Origin of the sequence: Peptostreptococcus russellii (genome assembly GCF_900110295.1) — a bacterium.
GTDB classification, from domain to species: domain Bacteria; phylum Bacillota; class Clostridia; order Peptostreptococcales; family Peptostreptococcaceae; genus Peptostreptococcus; species Peptostreptococcus russellii_A.
On the sequence record NZ_FODF01000051.1, the window covers coordinates 1 to 2,911 of the forward strand.

The 2,911-nt window shown below is 33.6% G+C and carries 4 protein-coding genes; all 4 read left to right on the top strand.

What is annotated here, in order from left to right; all coding sequences use genetic code 11:
• Window positions 1-54 precede the first annotated feature (54 nt).
• Entirely contained in the window at window positions 55-978 is a 924-nt protein-coding gene (locus BMY82_RS09285; protein WP_091976273.1) for a phosphate ABC transporter substrate-binding protein, read from the top strand.
• Between the two features lie 84 nt (window positions 979-1,062).
• A complete protein-coding gene (gene pstC, locus BMY82_RS09290) occupies window positions 1,063-1,932 on the top strand; it encodes a phosphate ABC transporter permease subunit PstC (RefSeq protein WP_144019739.1) in 870 nt (289 codons plus the stop codon).
• A 2-nt stretch (window positions 1,933-1,934) separates the two neighbouring features.
• The gene (locus BMY82_RS09295; protein WP_091976274.1) at window positions 1,935-2,765 is read left to right on the top strand and encodes a PstA family ABC transporter permease; all 831 of its coding nucleotides are present in this window, start codon (window positions 1,935-1,937) and stop codon (window positions 2,763-2,765) included.
• Window positions 2,766-2,793: 28 nt separating this feature from the next.
• A partial coding sequence (locus tag BMY82_RS09750; RefSeq protein ID WP_242938956.1) for an ATP-binding cassette domain-containing protein occupies window positions 2,794-2,911 on the top strand: 118 nt, incomplete at its 3' end.

Below are 2,911 nucleotides of genomic sequence, written 5' to 3' on the forward strand. Positions count from 1 at the left end.
AAAAGGTTTTCATGTTATAATGATGGTACATAAAAATTATAGGGGAGGAAGAAAATGAGTAAGAGTATTAAAAAGTTTTTCTCGGTATTTTTAATTTCAATTATGGCTATGACTGCTTTGGTAGGATGCGACGAAGACAAGTCTGAAGACGCAAAGACAGAGACTAAGCAGGAACAGTCAAGTGATCAGATATTATTTAATGGTTCTACCTCTTTAGCGCCTGTAATATCTAAGATTGCAACAGATTTCAATGAAGAGTATTCTACTTGGAATAAGGTTAACAAGTCTTTTCCTGAAAGCAATATAGCAATATATGTTTCAGCTGGTGGTTCAGGTCAGGGAGTAAAGGCTGTTATCGATGGAACTTCTAACTTCGGTATGTTGGCAAGAGAAGTTAAGGAGGAGGAAAAAAAGGAAATCAAGGATTTAAAGCAGTATCAAGTTGGTATAGATGCTTTAACAATAGCAGTAAATCCTGAAAACCCTGTTGCTAAGAAAATGGACAACCTTACAAAGGAACAGATAGTTGGATTATTCTCAGGAAAGTATAAGACTTGGAAAGATTTAGATTCTTCTTTACCTGACAAGGAAATAGTAGTAATAACTAGAGATATAAATGGTGGTGCTCATGAAGTATTCCAAAAGAAGATAATGGATAAGGAAGAAGTAAAGCCAGAAGCTATACAAGCTGCATCTATGGGTGAGTTAGTTCAGAATATAATAGATAACCAGTGGGCCGTAGGATATGCTTCATATGGTGTAGCAAATCAGAATAAGGGCAAAGTATTTACTATGAAGGTAGATGGTGTAGAACCAACTGCAAAGAATATAGTAGATGGTAGCTATATTATACAGAGACCTTTATTATTGATACAGTCAGGTGAACCAACAGATCAGCAAAAAGCATTCCTTGACGTAATATTAGGCGAAAAGGGACAGGCTGTAGTTGAACAGATGGGATTCATACCTGTTAAATAGTTCATTAGATAGTATGGGGATCCCCATACTATCTTTTTTTAAGGAAATAATTAGAATTTAGGTTATAAGTTGAAGGAGAAAGTTTTGAGAAAAAGAGTAGTAAAGTCTATTCAGAAGTGGATTATATATATTTTAGCTGCAATTAGTGTAATTACTATGTTGTTGATGGCATTTCAGATTGTGACTGAAAGTATACCAGCTTTTAAGAATGTAGGTTTAAAAATGTTTGATCCAAGTGAAAAATGGCTTCCAGTAAGTAGCAAGCCTCAATTTGGTCTGGTGGCTATAATATTAGGTACTATCTATGTTTCTATATTAGGGGTTGCAATTGCTCTTATACTTGGTTTAGGATGTGCATTTTTTCTTAATTTTTATACGGGAGAAAAATTTGCAAGTATAGCATATTCATTTATAGATATGGTTTCAGGTATACCGTCTGTAATTTTTGGTTTTATAGGTCTTACGGTAGTTGTAAAATGGTTTACAATAAAGTTTGATATGGTTGCAGGGCAATGTGTTTTGTCTGCTGCAATTGTACTTGGAATAATACTGATACCATTCGTAGTTTCTTCTTGTAGTGAATCTATTAAGATAGCTAGAGAAAAGTATGAGTTAAATACTTTAGCGATTGGATTTAGTAAAGAGAGTTTTATTTTAAAAATAGTTCTTCCAGCTATAAAGGAAGGTATTTTAGCATCGGCTATAATGGCATTTGGTAGAGGTTTAGGAGAGACAATGGCAGTCATGATGGTAATAGGAAATTCTCCTATATATCCAAAGCTACTGGGAAGGGCACAGACGCTTCCAGCTCTTACTGCTCTTGAAATGGGCAGTATTGAGTATGGGAGTATGCATATGAGCGTTCTATATGCTGCAAACTTGGTTCTATTGCTTATTTTAGCCATAGTTTTTGGAGTTGCCTATATATTGAATAAAAAAATAAGTAAGGAGTAGTTATGAATAGAAAAATAGAAAAGTATATAATAAAATTCATCTGCTGCTTTCTTGGAATATTAACTGTTGGAATAACCTTATTTTTGTTTATATATATTTTTTATAAGGGTAAATCAGTTATGAGCTTGAAGTTTTTATCAGGATATCCTGAGGGTCTTCCTCTAGGAACTGCAGGTGGAATATATCCAGCTATTATAGGTTCTTTGATGTCGGGAATATTATCGGCTTTAATAGGTGGTTTAATAGGAATTGGAGCAGCATTATATCTTTCCTTTTACAACAATAAAAATATTTTTGCTAGGCTAGTAAAGTTATCGGTTTTAGGCTTATCAGGTATTCCCTCAATATTGTTTGGTCTTGTAGCATATGTGTTTTTAATTTTTCTCTTAGGCATGCCTAGATGTATATTATGTTCATCAATAGCAATTTCTGTAATGATGATACCATTTATAGCAATTAGGGCAAAAAAAATCTTTGATGAAAAGGGAAAAGAATACATGAAAAGTTCAATGGCTCTTGGTATATCTAGGGAATATGCGATTGTAAAGCTAATAATTCCGGACAGTTTACTAGATCTTATTTCAACAGTTGCACTAGCTATGACATTTGGAATGGGAGCTACTGCACCGATACTCTATACTGGAGCAGTAATGGTGGCAGGTATACCTAAAAGCCTGACATCTCCATATATGTCTCTTCCATACCATTTGTATATGTTGGTAAATAATGGATTTTCATTAGATTACGCATATGGTACAGCGTTTGTTTTATTGGCAATATTGTTGATTATACATTTTTTAACAAAAATACTATATGTATTTAAAAGAAAGTAGAGGTGGGAAAATGCTTAAAATAGAAGGAATGTCTGCTGGATATTCTAAAAAAGAGGTTTTACACAATATAAATCTTCAAGTAGGAGAGAATGAAATAGTTGCTATTGTAGGACAGTCAGGCTGTGGAAAATCCACTCTTTTAAAGA